The 17932-nt window shown below is 68.7% G+C and carries 21 protein-coding genes; 12 read left to right on the forward strand and 9 right to left on the reverse strand.

What is annotated here, in order from left to right; translation table 11 throughout:
• The first annotated feature begins 28 nt into the window (after positions 1 to 28).
• Positions 29 to 1615, forward strand: a complete 1587-nt coding sequence (locus tag ACH46_RS15120; protein ID WP_062393651.1) for a DEAD/DEAH box helicase — start codon at positions 29 to 31, stop codon at positions 1613 to 1615.
• 37 nt (positions 1616 to 1652) lie between these two features.
• Entirely contained in the window at positions 1653 to 2909 is a 1257-nt protein-coding gene (locus ACH46_RS15125; RefSeq protein WP_062393652.1) for an Rv3212 family protein, read from the forward strand.
• 48 nt (positions 2910 to 2957) lie between these two features.
• Here ACH46_RS15125 and ACH46_RS15130 read toward each other — a convergent pair whose 3' ends face one another.
• Together ACH46_RS15130 and ACH46_RS15135 are read right to left on the reverse strand one after the other, a co-directional pair.
• Positions 2958 to 3752 carry a ParA family protein gene (locus tag ACH46_RS15130; RefSeq protein WP_062393653.1) on the reverse strand — a complete coding sequence of 265 codons (795 nt, stop codon included), beginning with the start codon at positions 3750 to 3752 and terminating at the stop codon, positions 2958 to 2960.
• A 50-nt stretch (positions 3753 to 3802) separates the two neighbouring features.
• Positions 3803 to 4246, reverse strand: coding sequence for a hypothetical protein (locus tag ACH46_RS15135; protein WP_062393654.1), 444 nt, complete (start codon positions 4244 to 4246; stop codon positions 3803 to 3805).
• 67 nt (positions 4247 to 4313) lie between these two features.
• On the opposite strand from ACH46_RS15135, the gene ACH46_RS15140 reads away from it, so the two are divergent.
• Both ACH46_RS15140 and ACH46_RS15145 read left to right on the forward strand, forming a co-directional pair.
• Entirely contained in the window at positions 4314 to 5261 is a 948-nt protein-coding gene (locus ACH46_RS15140) for a diacylglycerol/lipid kinase family protein (protein ID WP_193392911.1), read from the forward strand.
• Between the two features lie 253 nt (positions 5262 to 5514).
• Positions 5515 to 5769: a WhiB family transcriptional regulator gene (locus tag ACH46_RS15145; protein ID WP_062393655.1), complete on the forward strand. Its 255-nt coding sequence runs from the start codon at positions 5515 to 5517 to the stop codon at positions 5767 to 5769.
• A 101-nt stretch (positions 5770 to 5870) separates the two neighbouring features.
• On the opposite strand, the gene ACH46_RS15150 is transcribed toward ACH46_RS15145, so the two are convergent.
• The gene (locus ACH46_RS15150; RefSeq protein WP_062393656.1) at positions 5871 to 7391 is read right to left on the reverse strand and encodes a sensor histidine kinase; all 1521 of its coding nucleotides are present in this window, start codon (positions 7389 to 7391) and stop codon (positions 5871 to 5873) included.
• Positions 7392 to 7425: 34 nt separating this feature from the next.
• Positions 7426 to 7647: a biotin/lipoyl-binding carrier protein gene (locus ACH46_RS15155; protein WP_062393657.1), complete on the reverse strand. Its 222-nt coding sequence runs from the start codon at positions 7645 to 7647 to the stop codon at positions 7426 to 7428.
• Positions 7648 to 7767: 120 nt separating this feature from the next.
• Here ACH46_RS15155 and ACH46_RS21980 point away from each other — a divergent pair, with 120 nt between their 5' ends.
• A complete protein-coding gene (locus tag ACH46_RS21980; RefSeq protein ID WP_372434446.1) occupies positions 7768 to 7842 on the forward strand; it encodes a 50S ribosomal protein bL37 in 75 nt (24 codons plus the stop codon).
• Positions 7843 to 7928: 86 nt separating this feature from the next.
• On the opposite strand, the gene rsrA is transcribed toward ACH46_RS21980, so the two are convergent.
• Both rsrA and ACH46_RS15165 read right to left on the reverse strand, forming a co-directional pair.
• Positions 7929 to 8222: a mycothiol system anti-sigma-R factor gene (gene rsrA, locus ACH46_RS15160; protein WP_062393658.1), complete on the reverse strand. Its 294-nt coding sequence runs from the start codon at positions 8220 to 8222 to the stop codon at positions 7929 to 7931.
• Positions 8219 to 8941, reverse strand: coding sequence for a sigma-70 family RNA polymerase sigma factor (locus ACH46_RS15165; protein ID WP_120298882.1), 723 nt, complete (start codon positions 8939 to 8941; stop codon positions 8219 to 8221). The genes rsrA and ACH46_RS15165 overlap by 4 nt, the downstream gene beginning before the upstream one ends.
• 144 nt (positions 8942 to 9085) lie before the next feature.
• Between ACH46_RS15165 and ACH46_RS15170 the strand changes: the two genes are divergently transcribed.
• Together ACH46_RS15170 and ACH46_RS15175 are read left to right on the forward strand one after the other, a co-directional pair.
• Positions 9086 to 9832, forward strand: a complete 747-nt coding sequence (locus ACH46_RS15170; RefSeq protein ID WP_062393659.1) for an SOS response-associated peptidase — start codon at positions 9086 to 9088, stop codon at positions 9830 to 9832.
• A gap of 9 nt (positions 9833 to 9841) precedes the next feature.
• Positions 9842 to 10216 carry a DUF5313 family protein gene (locus ACH46_RS15175; protein WP_062393660.1) on the forward strand — a complete coding sequence of 125 codons (375 nt, stop codon included), beginning with the start codon at positions 9842 to 9844 and terminating at the stop codon, positions 10214 to 10216.
• 33 nt (positions 10217 to 10249) lie between these two features.
• On the opposite strand, the gene ACH46_RS15180 is transcribed toward ACH46_RS15175, so the two are convergent.
• Positions 10250 to 11740, reverse strand: a complete 1491-nt coding sequence (locus tag ACH46_RS15180) for a flavin-containing monooxygenase (RefSeq protein ID WP_062393661.1) — start codon at positions 11738 to 11740, stop codon at positions 10250 to 10252.
• A 164-nt stretch (positions 11741 to 11904) separates the two neighbouring features.
• Here ACH46_RS15180 and ACH46_RS15185 point away from each other — a divergent pair, with 164 nt between their 5' ends.
• Positions 11905 to 12834: an NADP-dependent oxidoreductase gene (locus ACH46_RS15185; protein WP_062393662.1), complete on the forward strand. Its 930-nt coding sequence runs from the start codon at positions 11905 to 11907 to the stop codon at positions 12832 to 12834.
• Between the two features lie 7 nt (positions 12835 to 12841).
• Here the strand turns inward: ACH46_RS15185 and ACH46_RS15190 are convergent, their stop codons facing one another.
• Positions 12842 to 13030 (reverse strand): hypothetical protein, encoded by a 189-nt coding sequence (locus ACH46_RS15190; RefSeq protein WP_062393663.1) that lies wholly within the window; start codon positions 13028 to 13030, stop codon positions 12842 to 12844.
• 152 nt (positions 13031 to 13182) lie between these two features.
• On the opposite strand from ACH46_RS15190, the gene ACH46_RS15195 reads away from it, so the two are divergent.
• Entirely contained in the window at positions 13183 to 14352 is a 1170-nt protein-coding gene (locus ACH46_RS15195) for an aminotransferase class I/II-fold pyridoxal phosphate-dependent enzyme (RefSeq protein WP_062393664.1), read from the forward strand.
• Positions 14353 to 14677: 325 nt separating this feature from the next.
• On the opposite strand, the gene ACH46_RS15200 is transcribed toward ACH46_RS15195, so the two are convergent.
• Entirely contained in the window at positions 14678 to 15151 is a 474-nt protein-coding gene (locus ACH46_RS15200) for an NUDIX hydrolase (protein WP_062395509.1), read from the reverse strand.
• Positions 15152 to 15188: 37 nt separating this feature from the next.
• Between ACH46_RS15200 and ACH46_RS15205 the strand changes: the two genes are divergently transcribed.
• Genes ACH46_RS15205 through rsgA form a run of 3 tightly spaced genes read left to right on the forward strand, consistent with a single transcriptional unit; the run spans position 15189 to position 17920 of the window.
• Positions 15189 to 15572, forward strand: coding sequence for a VOC family protein (locus tag ACH46_RS15205; RefSeq protein WP_062395508.1), 384 nt, complete (start codon positions 15189 to 15191; stop codon positions 15570 to 15572).
• A gap of 21 nt (positions 15573 to 15593) precedes the next feature.
• Positions 15594 to 16871: a 3-phosphoshikimate 1-carboxyvinyltransferase gene (aroA, locus tag ACH46_RS15210; protein ID WP_062393665.1), complete on the forward strand. Its 1278-nt coding sequence runs from the start codon at positions 15594 to 15596 to the stop codon at positions 16869 to 16871.
• Positions 16868 to 17920, forward strand: a complete 1053-nt coding sequence (gene rsgA / locus ACH46_RS15215) for a ribosome small subunit-dependent GTPase A (protein ID WP_062395511.1) — start codon at positions 16868 to 16870, stop codon at positions 17918 to 17920. The genes aroA and rsgA overlap by 4 nt, the downstream gene beginning before the upstream one ends.
• Positions 17921 to 17932 lie beyond the last annotated feature (12 nt).

The raw sequence follows: 17932 nt of genomic DNA on the forward strand, positions 1-17932 counted from the left end.
GAACACCGCGAGAGGCTTGAACAACATAATGACCACGAACACCACGGTGGACGGCTCCGCCGAAGGCCACGACGTCCAGACCACGATCGTCGCCGAGGACCATGCGGCACCCACCTTCGCCGAACTCGGCGTCCACCCGTCGATCGTCGCCGCACTCGACGCCGACGGCAAGACCCACACCTTCGCCATTCAGGAGCTGACCCTCCCCCTCGCCCTCGCCGGCTCCGATCTCATCGGTCAGGCGCGCACCGGCATGGGCAAGACCTACGGCTTCGGCGTTCCGCTGATGCATCGTCTGATCACCGCGGAGACCTCGGGCCTGCGCGCCCTGGACAACACCCCGCGCGCCCTCATCATCGTCCCGACCCGCGAACTGTGCGTCCAGGTCACCGAGGACCTGGAGACCGCCGCGAAGGGCGTCAACGTCTCCCTCGCCGACGGCACCGAGCGCGCACTGAAGATCACGTCGATCTACGGCGGCCGCCCGTACGAGCACCAGATCGAGGAGCTCGAGGCCGGCGTCGACATCGTCGTCGGCACCCCCGGACGTCTGCTCGACCTGGCTCAGCGCGGCAACCTGGTCCTCGGCAAGGTCGCGGTCCTGGTCCTCGACGAGGCCGACGAGATGCTCGACCTCGGCTTCCTCCCCGACATCGAGCGCATCATGGGCGCCCTGCCCGCGGACCGGCAGACGATGCTCTTCTCTGCCACCATGCCGGGCCCGATCGTCACGCTCGCACGCACCTTCCTGCACAAGCCGACGCACATCCGCGCCGAGCACGCCAACGACTCCGCCGTGCACGAGCGCACCACCCAGTTCGTCTACCGAGCGCACGCGCTCGACAAGGCCGAGCTGGTGGCCCGCGTCCTGCAGGCCGACGGCCGAGGCGCGACGATGGTCTTCACCCGCACCAAGCGCACCGCCCAGAAGGTGGCCGACGACCTCGCCGAGCGCGGCTTCTCCGTGGGCGCCGTGCACGGCGACCTGGGCCAGGTGGCCCGCGAGAAGGCGCTGAACAAGTTCCGCGAGGGCAAGATCGACATCCTGGTCGCCACCGACGTCGCGGCCCGCGGCATCGACGTCGACGACGTCACCCACGTCATCAACTACCAGTGCCCGGACGACGAGAAGAACTACGTCCACCGCATCGGCCGCACCGGTCGTGCCGGTCGCAACGGCATCGCGATCACCCTCGTCGATTGGGACGAGCTGCACCGCTGGAGCCTCATCGACAAGGCCCTCAAGCTCGGCATGCCGGAGCCGGTCGAGACGTACTCCACCTCCGATCACCTCCGCGAGGACCTCGGCATCCCCGAGGACGCCACCGGCCGCATCGGTGCCCCGACCCGCTCGGAGGGCCGCCGTGAGCCGCGTGAGCCGCGCACCGATCGTCCGAAGCGCACGCGGCGCCGCACCCGCGGCGGCAAGGCCGCCGACGGCTCGGCGAAGCCCGTGACCGTCTCCGCAGGCCCGGCCGACAAGTCCGACGTCGAGCCGAAGGCCGACGGGGAGGCCACCGCCTCGCGTCCGCGCCGTCGTCGTCGCCGTCGCAGCGGCGGCAAGTCCGCCGAGGGCGCCACCGCACCGGCCGCCACCTCGGCCGCCACCGAATAGTTTTTCGCCCGAGCCGATTTCGCATACCCTCGCGAGAATGGGACGGATCAAACCGGAACGCCGCACCCGCACCGACCTCATCGTGACGGCCCTCATCGTCGTCGCAGTGGTCGTGGCGGGTGTCGCCGTCTGGTGGACCAGCAGCGCACGCCAGAGTCGTCTGGAGCCGGCGACGCAGCCGGCACCGGTGCAGTTGCCCGCCGAGAACGTCCCGAGGACGGTCGGCGTCAAATGGTCGGCGCGTTCCGACGTGACGTCGGTCCCGCAGATCACCCGCGACACCGTCGTCACAGCCGCCGACGGCGTCGTCACGGCGCACGACGTCGACGGCGGGCAGGTGTGGCAGTACCGTCGTGCGGCACCGCTCTGCGCCGCGGCCGCGGGCTGGCCGGGCGGCGACAACAGTGTCCTGGCCGTGTACCGGAACAACCGCGGCTGCAGTGAGGTGACCTCGCTGCGCGCGTTGGACGGCGGCCGTCACGGTGCCCGCACCAGCGACGCCGACGACACGGTCGAACTATCGATCGGCACCGACTACGCCCTGCTGTACGGACCCACGCGTCTGGAGACGTGGGGCGCCAACCTGGTGCGCGGGATCGAGTACGGCCGCGTGGACGCCCCGGTGAACCCCGACGTCTCGCCCGCACGCACCCACTGCCGCCTCTATTCGGCCCTCTCCGGCGCCGACCGCGTCGCTGTGGTGGAACGCTGCGACGACGACCACGGCTACCGCCTGTCGGTCTTCAGCTCCGACCAGACCAGCGACGAGAAGATCCGCCAGTGGGGATCGACGATGCTCACCACGTCCGCGCGCGGTCCCGCTCCCCGCATCATCGCCGCGACCGACACCACCATCGCCGTGTACGACGGCGGCGCGGATCCGACCGGCACCGTCGGCGGGCCCGTCGGCCCCCGGATCCGGCTGTTCACCCCGCAGGCCGAGTCGACCGGCGAGCATCCCGTCGCCGGCGATCCCGGCGCCCCCGAACGGAGCCGTCCGATCAACGATCAGGGCGTGATCTCGTTCTGGACCGGCAAGGCGACCGTCGTCCTCAATGCGAGCAACGGCGCCCCGATCTTCCAGGTCGCCGACGCGATCGGTCCCGGCTCGGTGATGGCCGGTCAGCTCCTGGTGCCGATGCCGGGGACCATCAGCGTCCGCCGCGTGTACGACGGCCACGAGGAGTTCACGATCCCCGTCGACCGCGGCGACGTCGTGGGCCCGGTGTCGCTCCGCGTCCTGGGCGACACGATCATCGAGCAGCGCGGCACCGAGCTGGTCGCGCTGCGCTGACGCGCCGACCGCTCCCCGTACGACCTCGCGCCCCGTACGACCTCGCGGCTACGAGACCTCGAGCTCGTAGGTGCGGACGTCAGCGCCGTTCCAGGACTCCCACAGGTTGTCGGCGAGCTCCCGGTAGGCGGTGGCGCCCTTGTTCTTGCGTCCGTGCATCACCGACGAGCCCGACGCGGACGCCTCCGCGAAGCGGACGGTCCGCGGGATCGGCGGCGCGAGCACCGGGATCGAGTAGCGGTCGGTGACATCGGCGAGGACATCGCGGCTGTGCGTGGTGCGGGCGTCGAACAGGGTGGCCACCGCACCGACCATCTCCAGGTTCGGGTTGGTGATCTGCTGGACCTCGGTGACGGTGCGCAGCAGTTGCCCCACGCCCCGGTGGGCCAGGGTCTCGCACTGCAGCGGGACCACCACCTGGTCGGCGGCCGTCAGCCCGTTGAGCGTGAGGACGCCGAGCGACGGCGGGCAGTCGATGATGATCACGTCGTAGTCCTGCGCCACCTCGGCCAGCGCCCGCTTGAGGGCGTACTCGCGGCCGGGTCGCATCAGCAGCAGTGCTTCGGCGCCCGCGAGGTCGATGGTGGCAGGCAGCAGCGTCACATCGTCTTCGGTGTCCAGCAGCACGTCGGCGATGTCCTCCGCGCCGATCAGCACGTCGTGCACCGACTTCGACAGCTGGTCGGGGTCGTGCCCGAGCGAGAAGGTGAGGCTGCCTTGCGGATCGAGGTCGACGACGAGGACGGAGACGTCCTTCTCGGCGAGGGCTGCGCCGACAGACGCGGTGGTGGTGGTCTTCGCCACCCCACCTTTCTGATTCGCGATGGCAAGGGTGCGCGTCATGGCCCCCACCTTACGATGACGGCCGTCACGTGCCTGGGTCAGGCGTGGTGTCAGGCATCCGGGGGCAGATCGTCGGCGTCCAGCCAGGACGTCGAGGCCGGCGCGAACAGCAGTGCCAGCAGAACCAGTGCGACCGCGATGATCGGGTAGCCGAGCCATCGGGACAGGCCCGCTTCCAGCAGGTAGTCGCCGGTGATGATGGTGTAGCCGGTCGGCAGCAGCAGCAACTGCGTGATGAGCGAGAGTCCGCGACCCCAGCGGCGCCCACGGGTGAGCGCGAGGCCACCCGCCAGGACCGCACCGCCGATGACGACGAACCAGACCGCGGTGCCGTATCCGCTGATCCCGACCTCGTGATGTCCGGCGAGTTCACGGATCACCAGGATCACCGCCACGATGAGGGCGAGAGCACCCTGGGCCGCGGTGCCCAGGCCCGCCCACCGGAGGGTCTTCGGAATGCTCGGGCCGCGTCGGACGGGGTCGCTACTGCTCACTACTCCAGAGTATGGCCGGGGACCCCCGACTCGTGAATCGGGGCCGGGCCAGATATCGTGATGCCTCGTGCGCGTCATGCTCATCACCAATCCGTTCGCCACCTTCACCACGCCTGAAGGTCGTGACGCGCTGGCCAATACCCTCGACTCCCGTTTCAAAGTGGACGTGGAGCACACGACGCACCGCGGTCACGCGGGCGAACTCGGTGCCCGCGCCGCCGAGGAGGGATACGACGCCGTGGTGGTCCACGGCGGAGACGGCTCGGTGAACGAGGCCGCGAACGGCATCATCGGCAGCCCGGACGCGCCGCGCCGCGATCCGTCGAATCTGCCCGCGCTCGGCGTGGTGCCGGGCGGCAGCGCGAACGTCTTCGCCCGCGCCCTGGGCATCGACCGCGATCCCCTCACCGCGACCGCCCAGTTGATGACGCTGCTCGACCAGGGTTCACGACGCTCCATCAGCCTGGGTCACACACTGAACCGCTGGTTCCTGTTCAACGCAGGCATGGGCATGGACGCCATCGTGGTGCGCCGCATGGAGGAACTCCGCGCCAAGGGCCGCAAGGCCACGGCGGGCCGCTACTTCCGGACCACGGTCGGCTCGTTCTTCAAGCCCTCGGTCGTGAACCCGCACTTCACCGTCGAGGTCCCCGACCACGCGCCCATCGAGGGCGTCAAGTTCGGCTTCGTCAGCAACACCGGCCCGTGGACATACCTCGGAACCCGGGAGATCCGGACCAATCCGGGCACCGACTTCGAGCACGGCCTCGGCATCTTCGCCGCCACCTCGGTCTCGGTTCCGCGGAACATCGTGCTCGGCGGCAAGCTGCTGTCGGGTTCGGAGCCGAAGGCCGCGCATCTCTACCGAGACGACGATGTGGAGTGGGTGCGTTTCAGTTCCCCGGAGCCCGCCGACGTGCAGATGGACGGCGACTACCTGGGGCTTTACCAGGATCTGGAGTTCGGTTACCGCCGCGCAGTGCTCGACGTCGCGGCACCCCCGAAGGCTCATTAACCTCCGCGCTACTGGCCGGTAAGCATGAGTTCGGCGTCTTGCCAACCCCTTGTGATGTATCCGGCATTCACTTCAGAACTATAGCCAAAGGTCTGCACAGAGTAGTACAACAGTTATTGACGCAATCACCCACCCCTGCCAAGCAGCGTCCTGCGCCCCAAGCCAGGTGAATTCGGAATTGCAACCCAAGTCATAACCTGACCGTGATGCAAGTGCGTGCTGAGTACGCCGTAGAGCTTTGAAGGAGTTAGTAATGGATTGGCGCCATAAGGCCATCTGCCGTGACGAGGACCCGGAACTGTTCTTCCCGGTCGGTACGTCCGGCCCTGCCATCGCGCAGGTCGCCGACGCCAAGCTGGTCTGCCAGCGCTGCCCCGTGACGGCCGAGTGCCTGTCGTGGGCCCTCGAGACCGGTCAGGACGCCGGCGTGTGGGGCGGTATGAGCGAGGACGAGCGTCGCGCGCTCAAGCGTCGCAATGCCCGGACCCGCGCCCGCAGCGCCGTCTGAGCACACTTTCTTCGACGAGAGCCCCGGCCATTCGGCCGGGGCTCTCGTCTTGTCGGGGCTCTCGTCTTGTCCGGGGCCGCCGGCGCAGCGACCGGTGGCCGTCAGCGCAGCGGGATGTCGACCTGCGCCAGGGTGCCGACACCGCTCGGCGCCTCCACCAGGGCGATGGTCCCGTCGAGGTCGTTGGACACCAGGGTGTTGACGATCTGCAGCCCGAGATGATTCGACGTGCTCAGGTCGAAGCCCGCGGGCAGCCCCTGCCCGTTGTCGGTGACCGTGACCCGCAGGTCGCGGACGTCGCGCTGAGCGCCGATCACGATCTCGGCGCCCTCCTGCCCGGGCGTGAAGCCGTGCTCGATGGAGTTCTGGATGACCTCGGTCAGCACCATCACCAGCGGCATCGCGAGGTCGGCGGGCAGCACGCCCAGCCTGCTGTCGCGGCGCACGGTGACGCGGGTGCCGCCGTCGGGCAGCCACACGTCCACGAGCGACGACGCCAGTCGGTCGACGACCGCGTCGAGGTCCACCTCCTCGTCGACGCTGCCCGAGAGCATCTCGTGCACCAGGGCGATGGACGAGACCCGACGCACGGCCTCGTTGAGCGCCGCGATGGTGTCGGCGTTGCCCGACCGTCGAGCCTGGAGCCTCAGGAGCGCGGAGACGCTCTGGAGGTTGTTCTTGACGCGGTGGTGGATCTCCCGGATCGTCGCGTCCTTGCTGATGAGCGCGAGGTCGCGGCGACGTACCTCGGTCACGTCGCGGATCAGCAGGATGGCGCCGCGGGACTGCCCCGCCGACCGCAGCGGCACGGTGCGCAACAGCACCGTGGCGCGGCGCGCGTCGAGCTCCATGCGCAGCGCCATGTCCGGCGGAGGCAGTGCGCCGTCACCGGTGGTTCCTGCCGCAGCCGCGATCATGGCGCCGGCGTCTGCGGACTCGAAGGGATCGGTCAGCAGGGCTGCCAGCACCTCGGCGACCTGTGAGCCGCCCAGGTCGGTGGTCCACCCCATGCGGTGCACGGCGGACAGGGCGTTCGGACTCGCGAAGGACACGGCACCGCCGGCCGCGATGCGGATGAAGCCGTCACCGGCACGCGGTGTGGACAGCCCGAGGGTGTTGGCCTCGTCGAGCGGGAAGGTCCCCTCCACCACCATGCGGCAGAGCGCCTCCGAGGCGTCTCGATAGGCCGATTCCAGTGGGGACGGCGGCCGCGGATCGGAGGCGTCGCCCGCACGTCCGAGGACCGCGATCACCTGCCCGTCGAACGACACGGGCACAGCGACGCGCTCGATCAGGAAATTGCCGAATCGGCTCGCGATACCCTCGCGTTCGATGACGCCGGACCTCAGGGCCGCCGCCATCAGCGGGTTCGCTCCCTGCACGCTGGCAGGCTGATCGACGCGGTGCCCCACCTCGTCGCGCGGGAACACCGTCGACGCCGTGTTCGGCCGCACCTGAGCCACGTAGACGATGGCGCCCGAGGTGCCCGGGACCGCCAGCAGGTAGTCCGCGAACGACAGGTCGGCGAGGAGTTGCCACTCTGCCACCAGCCGCTGCAGGTGTTCGGCAGCGGGCGCCGACAGGGTGGTGTGCTCGGCGAGCAGATCGGTCAGGGTCGCCATGCGCCGCCGACTCCCCCGACCTCGGGCACGCCGTCTAGTCCTGCTTGTAGGTGGCGATGATGTCGCCGGCCTGGATCACATCGCCGACCTTGACCTTCACTTCGGCCAGCACGCCCGGGTCCTCGGCGAGCACCGGGATCTCCATCTTCATCGACTCGAGCAGCACCAGGGTGTCACCCGTCTCGACACGCTGCCCTGCCTCTGCCGAGACCTCGAGAACAGTCGCAACGATTTCATTGACCACGTCTTCCGCCATGGGACACATCGTAACCGAGCGCGCGCTCGGCACGGGGGTGAGTCACGCTGATTAACGTCAGGCCGCCCCGCCGTGAAATACTGGTCGACGCACTGGAGCACAGACTGAAGGAGGTCCGTCATGAGCAAGCGCGGACGTAAGCGGCGCAGCCGCAAGAAGAACGCAGCCAACCACGGCAAGCGTCCTAACGCCTGAGTCCGAGTCGCACTCGGCTCGACCGCGAAGCGGCCCGATCCCCTGGGGGACCGGGCCGCTTCGTCGTCCGATGTGCGTCTGAAGGCCTACTCGGGGTCGACGCGATACGTGGTCTGCCGCACCGTGACCGTGCGACGGATCTCGACGCGCAACCGCTCACGCAGCCCCTCCGGCGCGTGCTCGCCACCGCACTTGCGGCTGATCAGCGCTTTGAGCTGCTGCTGAACTCCGTAGTGCTCCAGGCACGACGGGCAGCCGTTCACGTGGCTCTCCAACCGGGCACGGGCACCGGCGTCGCACTCGTTGTCGAGCAGGAGATAGATGTCGGCGAGGACCGCCGAACAGTCGAGGTTCTCGAATTCGCTGTCGCCCGGTTTCATTTCGCCACCTCGGAGGTGCGGCCGAAGCCGCGCTCGCGGGCGACGTCGGCCAGCAGGTCGCGGAGCTGGCGGCGCCCGCGATGCAGACGCGACATGACGGTGCCGATCGGTGTGTTCATGATTTCGGCGATCTCCTTGTACGGCAGTCCTTCGACGTCGGCGTAGTAGACAGCCATGCGGAAATCCTCCGGCAGCTTGCCCAGCGCCTCCTTGATCTCATCGTCCGGCAGGCCCTCGAGGGCCTCGATCTCGGCCGACTTGAGACCCGTCGACGTGTGCTCGGCGGTCGCCGCGAGCTGCCAGTCGGTGATCTCGTCGGTCGGATACTGCGCAGGCTGTCGCTGCTTCTTCCGGTACGAGTTGATGTAGGTGTTGGTCAGGATCCGGTACAGCCACGCCTTGAGGTTGGTGCCCTCGCGGAACGACGCGAATGCCGAGAACGCCTTGATGTACGTCTCCTGCACCAGATCCTCCGCGTCGGCCGGATTCCGCGTCATGCGGAGGGCGGCGCCGTACATCTGGTCGAGGAGCGGCAGTGCATCCCGCTCGAAGCGCTCAGTGAGCTGCTCGGGGGTCTCGGTGGGGCCTGGACTCTCAGAGGACACGAACTTCCCTTCGCTGGAAATGTGCTCCACCAAGTCTAGTGCCTGACCCGGACTGCGGACGCCCGCCGGTCGACCCGTCACGGTCGCACCGCGAACCAGCGTTGCTGTGGGCACGTTCGGGTCACCTCCTTCTGTACCGATCCCAATGGACCTGTCGGTCCCGATGGATTTCTTGATCATCGCCTCGGTCAACAACACCTCCCGACGGTTTGTTCCGGCGATGCCGCCCCGGACCGTCGGACATGCCAGCATGGAGGCATGTGCGGGCGCTATGCAGTCACCACCGATCCGGCGAAGTTGGCCGCCGAGATCGACGCGATCAACGAGGTCCCCGAGGAGACGGTTCGGGAGTCGTACAATGTCGCACCGACGACCACCGTCATGACGGTCGTGCAGCGGCACGAGCACGGCAGCCCCGAGGACGTCGCCGCCCGCCGGGTCCGCGCGATGCGCTGGGGTCTGGTCCCGTCGTGGACCAAGGAGCTCGGCAAGGGTCCGCTGCTGTTCAACGCCCGCGCCGAGACCCTCGCGGAGAAGCCTGCCTTCCGGAAGTCCCTGCCGGGCAAACGCTGTCTGATCCCGATGGACGGCTGGTTCGAATGGAAGCCGGGCCCGCCCGGACCGAACGGCAAACCCACCAAGATCCCGTTCTACATGTCGCCGAAGGACGGCACCCGGCTCTTCATGGGCGGCCTGTGGGCGGCGTGGCGGCCGCCGGAGGCGCGGGCCGCGGGCGACGACTCGCAGTGGCTGTCGAGCACCACGATCATCACGACCGACGCGGTCGGACCGCTCCAGGACGTCCATCACCGGATGCCGTTGATCATGCCGGTCGAGTACTGGGACGCCTGGTTGGATCCCGATCACACCGTCGATCCGGCCCTCCTCGCCCCGCCGGACCCGGTCCTGGCGGAGGCGATCGAGATCCGCGAAGTGACCCCTTTAGTGAATCGCGTCGCAAACAATGGTCCAGACCTTCTGGAACCGGCAATTAACATGGGATAGTTCTTGTTTATGAGTGCAGATCGCCCTGGACTGTTCCAGAAAACCGGTTACCTTCTCGGCCGCCCGCTGCCCGAGTCGATGCGTGAGTGGGTCAAGGAGGACCTGACCGGCCCCGGTCATGTCCGCCGCTACTTCATCCGCGGCATCATCCCGGTGATCCCCCTGTTCATCATCTTCCTGCTGATCCCCGGTACCCCGTACATGCGGGTCGGCATGATCGTGCTGCTGCTGATCCCGTTCCTGTACTTCCAGATCGCACTGAGCAGCGTGTACCGCAAGCACCTGCTGGTGAATAACGGATTGGATCCCAAGCTCCTCAACAAGGTGCAGATCCAGCGCGCCGACGCGGCACGCGACGAGTACAACGCCCGCCACGGCAGGTAGTTCCGCCGCGACCTCCGGGGTCCCGCTCGCGGCCTACGCGTACTCGTAGTCCTCGAGCGGGAAGCTCCCCTGCTCTCGCAGCGTGGACAGGGTGGAGTTGGGACGCAGCAGCGTCGCCTCTCCGTGCTGGTTGAAGTAGTAGCTGCGCGACGTCGCACAGTTGCCCGCGTAGAAGACCGACGACGCCAAGTTCTTCGTGGCCCGATCGAGGAACTCGGCGTTCGCCTTCTCGGTGACTTCGAACCGCTGGGTGCCGCGACGGCGCATCTCGCCGAACAGCCGGCCGATGTGCTTCATCTGCCCTTCGATGGTGGTGAAGTACGACAGCCCGCTGTACGAATACGGGCTGTTCAACGTCAGGAAGTTCGGGAACTTGGGCACGGTGATGCCCTCGTAGGCCTGGAACCGACCGTCGCGCCACCACTTCCCCAGGTCGCGGCCGTCGCGCCCGATGATTTGGAAGGCCGGGAAGTTGACGTCCCACAGGTTGAAGCCGGTGGCGAGCACGAGGGTGTCCGCGAGGACCTTGGTGCCGTCCTCGGTGACGATCCCGTCGGCGTCGATGTGGTCGATGGTCCCGGTCTCCAGTGCCACGTTCTGCTGATTGAAGACCCGGAAGTACGTGTTCGAGAACGTGGGTCGCTTGCAGCCGAAGTCGTAGTCCGGGGTTAGGTCCTTGCGGGTCTGCTTGTCGCGCACCTGCAGCCGCATGTGCGCCTTGGCGAGCAGCGCCGCCAACTGGTTGCCGGGCTTGGCCTGCTTGTAGTGCAGGACGCCGGTCACCATCAGCGCCTCCAGCATCGAGGTGTTGACCACTCGCGCGGCCTTCTGTGCCAGCGGCACGGCCGCGAACAGCCGCTGCACCGGTCGCGGGATCGGGAAGTCCACCTTGGGCACCACCCAGATCGCGGTCCGCTGGAACACCGTCAGCGACCGCGCACGCCGCGCGATCTCGGGAATCAGCTGGACCGCTGTCGCGCCGGTGCCGATGACCGCGGCCCGACGTCCGCCGAAGTCGTAGCCGTCGCGCCAGTCGGTGGTGTGGATGATGTCGCCGGCGAAGGTGTCGATGCCCGGGAAGTTCGGCGTGTACGGCTGGGACAGGAAGCCGGTCGCGGTGACCAGGTAGCGCGCGGTGATCTCCCGGCCGCCGCGGGCGCGGACCGTCCAGAACTCGCCGTCGTCATCCCATTCCGCGCGTTCGACGATGACGCCGAACTCCATGCGCCTGCGGAGGTCGTACTTGTCGGCGATGTGGCCGGCGTACTGCTTCAGCTCGGCGCCGGGCGCGAACAGTCGGGACCAGTACGGGTTCGGTTCGAAGGAGTACGAGTAGGTGACCGACGCGATGTCGACAGCGAGGCCCGGGTAGTGGTTGACGTGCCAGGTGCCGCCCAGGTCGTCCTCGCGTTCGAGGATCAGGAAGTCCTCGATCCCGAGCCGGGTGAACTCGATCGCCGCACCCATGCCGCCGAAGCCCGCGCCGACGATCACCGCTTCGTGGTCCAACTGCCGATCGCTCATCGCCGACTCCGTTCCGACTCTGATTACTGTGACCTTTGGTACACAGTAACGCGCGAGGGTGAGGGTGAACAGGCTTCGCCCGAGCAGGTCCGGCGAATGTTGGCATGATGGGCGTCGGCAGAAGAAGATCACACGTCGCACGCAGAGGATCGGTGGAAGAACACATGGCCAAGAAGATCATCGCCGCCGCATACGGGGACCCGACCGAGGTGCTGGAGGTCGCGGACGTCCGCGTCCCGACGCCCGGGCGCGACCAGGTGGTGGTGCAGGTCCGGGCCGCGGGCCTGAACCCGTTCGACGTGAAGGTGGTCAGCGGTGTGATGGGTCGGAACTCTGACAAGCTGCCGATCTCCCCCGGCGCCGAGGCCGCGGGCGTGGTGCACGCTGCGGGCACCGACTCGGGATTCGTCGCGGGCGACGAGGTGGTGGTCTATCCGGCGACGGCCGCCCTGGCCGAATACGTTCTCTCACCGGCCGCCAATGTCCACTTCAAGCCCGCGGGCCTCGGTTTTGCGGAGGCCGCATCCCTGCTGCTGGCGGGCGTCACCGCCGTCGACACCCTGGCGACGCTGCGCGTCTCGAGCGACGACGTGGTGCTGGTGCACGGCGGCGCTGGTGCCGTCGGGTCGATCGTCGTCACCGAGGCGCTGGCCGCCGGTGCCACCGTGATCGCGACGGCTTCACCGCGCAACCACGAGCATCTGCGTGAGCTCGGCGCGATCCCCGTCGCGTACGGCGTGGGTCTCGCGGCGGCGATCGACGAGGCACGCGGAGAGCAGCGGATCACTGCGGTCGTCGACACGGTCGGCACCGACGAGGCGATCGACGTCTCCCTGGAACTGGTCGCACCGCACCGGATCGTCAGCATCGCCGCGTGGGGTCGCGTCGACGACGGCATCGTGATCGTCGACGGCAGCAGCGAGCAGAGCCGGCATCACCGTCGCGAGGCCGTCGAGCCGTTGCTGGCCGACGCCGCCGCCGGTCGGATCGGTGTGGAGATCGCCCGCACGTTCTCCTTCGACGATGCGGGTGAGGCCTTCACCGAGCTCGCCGGTTCGCATCCGCGCGGCAAGCTGGTCTTCGAGCCGAAGTAGACCCCGGTCAGGATTTCTTGCCGCTGAAGAACAGTGCACCGGCGCCGACGATCGCGAGACCGATCAGCACCAGCCAGAAGGCCGCCTTCAGGAGCGGGCCGATGATCGACAGTCCGATCAGGACGGCGATGACAATCAGCACGACCTTCCAGATGGACGTGCCGCTGGACTTGTGGGGTTCAAGCTGTGTACTCATGACTCCACCGTGACTGTTCTGCCGTGGAAAGTCACGCGCTGACCAGGGAAATCGGGGAAAGCTCAGGGTGCTCCCCCACCCGACTTCCCGTCACACTCGGTGACCGCCCCACTCCCGGTCGTCGCGCGCGGTGCGCCGCATAGGGTTGGGCCATGAAGTTCTCGCAACGCGCCGAAGCGGTGACGCCGTTCTACGCCATGGAGTTCGGCAAGCACGCGGCCGCGCTCGAAGCATCCGGCGTGCACGTGGTGAAGCTGAACATCGGTGAGCCCGACTTCGGCGCCCCGCCGGCCTTCCTTCGCGAGGTGCAGCGGATCAGCGACGGACGGTCGCTCGCCTACACCGGCGCGCTCGGCCTCGACGAGTTGCGTGCCGCGATCGCGAATTTCACCGCCGACAAGTTCGGTGCGGAGGTGGCGCCCGAGCGCGTCGTCGTCACGACCGGCGCTTCGGCAGCACTGCTGCTCTCCTGCGCCGCACTGATCGATCCGGGCGACGAGGTCCTCGTCGCCGACCCGTCGTACCCGTGCAACCGCCGCTTCGCCGAGAGCTTCGGCGGCCGCGTGCGACTGCTCGAGACCACCCCGGCGTCGCGGTTCCAACTCGACGCCGCCGGCGTCGCCGACGCGTGGTCGGACGACACCCGCGGCGTGATGGTCGCGACGCCGTCGAATCCCACCGGCACTTCGCTGCCGTACGACGAGCTCGTCGACCTGTGCGACGTCGTCGCCGACCGCGGCGGCTGGCGCATTGTCGACGAGATCTACCTCGGCCTGGCCGACGACGGTCCGGACGGGCCGCCGCGCAGTATCGCCGCCGTCGATCCCGGCGCCATCGTCATCAACAGCTTCTCCAAATACTTCGGCATGACCGGGTGGCGCCTCGGCTGGGCGATCGTCCCCGAGGAGATGATCCCGGTGGCCGAGCGGCTGGCGCAGAACTACTACATCTGCCCGCCGACGCCGTCGCAGATCGCAGCGCTCACCTGCTTCGAGTCGGAGACGCTCGCCGTCGCCGAGGACCGTCGCGCACAGTTCCGACACCGCCGAAAGCTGGTGCTCGACGGCCTGCAGCGGATCGGCCTCGACGTCCCGGTGGCACCGGACGGCGCCTTCTACGTCTACGTGGACGTCAGCGGGACCGGTCTGACGTCCACCGAGTTCTGCGAGACCGCACTGCAGCAGGCGCACGTCGCACTCACCCCGGGGAAGGACTTCGGGACGGCCGGCGCCGAGCAGTTCGTCCGCCTCAGTTACGCCGCGTCCGAGGAAGACCTGACCCTCGCGATCGATCGACTCGGAGAGCTCCTCGACCGGATCTGACGCGGCGACTGATCATGCAGACCCCGCCGTCGACCGCCCCTCGCGGACGACGGCGGGACCCGATTCGCCGTCGAACACCCACCGGCCACCCCTCCAGCTCCCACGCCCCGGAAGTGGCCCGTGCCGCCGACATTTCGGGCTTTCGACTGCGGATGTCCCAGCCCATCGGCGATTTCGACACGCCACTCGCTAGCGCGAGCGTCGGCTCAATCCGCGTGAGGATGTGCCCGCTCAATCGGCGTGAGGGTGTACCCCGCTCAATCCGCGTGAGGGTGTACCCCGCTCAGTCGGCACGAGCGTCCACCGCGACCACTCAGCGACTCAATCAGCGTGAGGTGACGTGGGGGACGAGCCGATCGAGAAACGCGACCTGCGCGGCGTTCAGCTTCACGCGGGCGGCGTCGAGCGGGAACCACTCGCCGCGGTCGACCTCCGGGAACGACTGCATCCTCCCCGACCGCGGCGGCCACGCCATCTCGAAGGTGTTGCTGACGATGGAGGCCGCGTCGAGGTCACCCTCCAGCGCGAACCCCACCACGCGCTTGCCGCTCTTCAGTCGCACCTCCCCCAACTCGAGGGCGTCGCCGCCGGGAGCGGAATGTCCCGTCTCCTCGGCGAATTCGCGTCGGGCGGCCGTCAAACGATCCTCGTCCGGATCCAGCAGGCCCTTCGGAATGGACCACGCACCGTCGTCCTTGCGCGCGAAGAACGGGCCGCCGGGATGGACCAGCAGGACCTCCAGGCCCTCCGCTCCTCGTCGATACAGCAGAATCCCGGCACTCGTCTGAACCTTCGCCATGGGACGAGCGTAGTCGCGCAACGATACGGTGGACGGCATGGAGATCCTCTCGAGCCGAACCCTGCTGATCTCGTCCGATCCCGCCGCCCTGACCGAGTTCTACCGCGACCGCCTCGGCCTGGCCGTGGCCCGCGAGTACCCGGGCGGGACCGTCTTCCACGCCGGCGCAGGCTTCCTGGAGATCCCCGCGCATCTCTCCGCCGACGCCCCCGCGCACGCCGCCGACATCCTGTGGCTCCAGGTTCGCGACGTCGCCGCCGTCCACCGGGACCTGGCGGCGAAGGACGTCCGGATCCTCGCCGCCCCGGAGATCAAGCCGTGGGGTCTGATCGAAATGACCATCGTCGACCCGGACGGCCGGAAGCTGATCGTCGTCGAGATCCCAGCCGACCATCCGCTGCGCCGTGACGTGCGGAAATGACGCCGTGAGAGACTGAGGGACATGAGCAACTGGGTCGCACCGTTCCCCGCCAGCCCCATCGACGCCACCGTCGACCTCCCCGGTTCCAAGTCCATCACCAACCGCGCCCTCATCCTGGCCGCACTGGCCGACGGACCGTCGCGCATCACCGGCACCCTGCGCTCCCGCGACACCGACCTCATGCTCGACGGCCTCGCCGCCATGGGCACCGGCATCGCGTACGACGCCACCGACCCCACGACCGTCACCGTGACCCCCGATCCGCTCCACGCCGGCACCGTCGACTGCGGCCTCGCGGGCACCGTGATGCGGTTCCTCCCCGCGGTCGGCGCCCTCGCCTCCGGCGACATCGCGTTCGACGGCGACGAGCAGGCCCGCAGCCGTCCCCTGGACACGGTCCTCGACGCCCTCCGCGCGCTCGGCGTCGACATCGACGGCGACGGCCTCCCCTTCGTCGTCCACGGCACCGGATCGGTCCGCGGCGGCGAGGTCACCATCGACGCCTCCGCGTCGTCGCAGTTCGTCTCGGGCCTGCTGCTCTCGGCCGCGCGCTTCACGAACGGCGTCCAGATCACCCATGTCGGCCCGCCCGTGCCGTCGATGCCGCACATCGACATGACCATCGAGATGCTCCAGACCGCGGGCGTCGCAGTGGAATTCGACCGGGACGCCACCCGATGGACCGTGGCACCCACCACCGTCCGCGCCGTGGACTGGGCCATCGAACCCGACCTCTCGAATGCGTCTGTCTTCCTCGCCGCCGCGGCAGCGACCGCCGGGCGCGTGAGCGTTCCACGCTGGCCCGTCACCACCACGCAGCCCGGCGCCGCGATCGTGGACGTCCTGCAGCAGATGGGCGCCGCCGTCGACCACTCCGCCGACGGCCTGTTGACGGTCCGGGGGCCTGAGTCGCTGGCGCCGGTCGACGCCGACCTGCACGACATCGGCGAGCTGACGCCCACCATCGCCGCACTCTGCGCCCTCGCCGACGGCACCTCGACGCTGCGCGGGATCGCACACCTGCGCGGCCACGAGACCGATCGACTGAAGGCGCTGAGCACCGAGATCAACCGCGTCGGCGGCGACTGCCGCGAGACGGACGACGGTCTCGTCATCATCGGCGGCGGCACTCTCCACGCCGACGTCTGGCAGAGCTACGCCGACCACCGGATGGCCACCGCGGGCGCGATCCTCGGCCTCCGCGTGAACGGAATGCAGGTGGAGAACGTGCAGACCACCGCGAAAACCATGCCCGACTTCGTCGCCATGTGGGAAGCGATGGCGGGTACCGCATCTTGAGCCGCAACACCGCACGGAACGCACGCCGGTCGTACGACGAATCGGATGTGCGGATCCGTCCGGGCAAAGGCAGTCGGCCGCGCACCAAGAACCGGCCGTCGCACGACGACGCCGAGACCGCGATGGTCGTCTCGGTGGATCGCGGGCGGTGGGGTTGCGTGCTCGACGGCGACCCCGACCGGCGCATCGTCACCATGCGCGCTCGGGAACTCGGGCGCACCCCGATCGTGGTCGGCGACCGCGTCGGCGTCGTCGGCGACCTGTCCGGCAGGCCCGACACCCTGGCCCGCATCGTGCGGGTGGAGGACCGCACCACCGTCCTCCGCAGAACCGCCGACGACAACGACCCCTACGAGCGGATCGTCGTCGCGAACGCCGATCGCCTGTTGATCGTGACGGCACTCGCCGATCCGCCGCCGCGCACCGGGTTCGTCGAACGCGCTCTCGCCGCCGCGTACGCAGGCGGACTCGAGCCGGTCCTGTGCCTGACGAAGTCCGATCTCACCGCACCAGACGAGTTCGCCGCGAACTTCGCCGACCTCGATCTTCCGGTCGTCACCGCCGGCCGGGACGACGACCTCGACGAACTGTGGACGGTCCTCGACGGACGCATCACCGCGCTCATCGGGCACAGCGGCGTCGGGAAGTCGACGCTGGTGAATCGCCTGGTCCCCGACGCGGATCGCGCCACCGGAGTGGTCTCCGGCGTGGGCAAGGGCAGGCACACGTCGACGCAGTCGGTGGCCCTCCCCCTCCCCGGCAGCACCGCGGACGCTCCCCCGCGCGGCTGGGTGGTCGACACCCCCGGCATCCGCTCGTTCGGTCTCGCACACGTGACGCCGGATCAGATCGTCGACGCCTTCGACGACCTCCGCGACGCGATCGACGACTGCCCGCGCGGCTGCACCCACCTGGGTCCGCCTGCCGACCCCGAGTGCGCGCTGGACGCACTGGAAGGCAGTTCGCATCGACGCGCGATGGCCGTGCGGGAACTGCTGATGTCGGTGTCGTCGACACCGCCCACCGATGAACCGGTGTCAGCGGACTGAGCTCGCACTACC

It is taken from the genome of Gordonia phthalatica, assembly GCF_001305675.1.
GTDB classification, from domain to species: Bacteria; Actinomycetota; Actinomycetes; order Mycobacteriales; family Mycobacteriaceae; genus Gordonia; species Gordonia phthalatica.